1 protein-coding gene is annotated in these 331 nt (G+C 70.1%); it reads right to left on the bottom strand.

From position 1 onward, the window contains the following. Window positions 1–331: hypothetical protein (locus tag DBV35_RS29600; protein ID WP_211100083.1), on the bottom strand; the 331-nt coding region annotated here is incomplete at both ends.

Genomic DNA, 331 nt, shown 5'->3' with positions numbered 1-331 from the left:
GGGCGCGTCGCCGTAGCCGTTGGCGGAGCCCGAGCCGACCTCGGCCGGGGTGCGCTCGTCCTCCTCGGGCTGCAGGACCTCACCACGCTCGTGCGCCAGCTCGCGCCGGGTCTTGATCGGCGGCTTCTCCGACGGCGTGCGCACGCCGAAGTCGTCGAACGCGGTGATCCGCGGCCGCTTCTCCACCGACCCGAAGATCCGCTCGAGGTCCTTGCGGTTCAGCGTCTCCTTGTCCAGGAGCTCCAGAACCAGGTCGTCGAGCACGTCGCGGTAGGTGTTGAGGATCTCCCACGCCTCGGTGTGCGCGGCCTCGATGAGCTTGCGCACCTCC

It is taken from the genome of Acuticoccus kandeliae, from assembly GCF_003073115.1.
The sequence above is the reverse complement of the archived record's forward strand: the minus strand, read 5'-3'. Positions and strand labels throughout refer to the sequence as shown.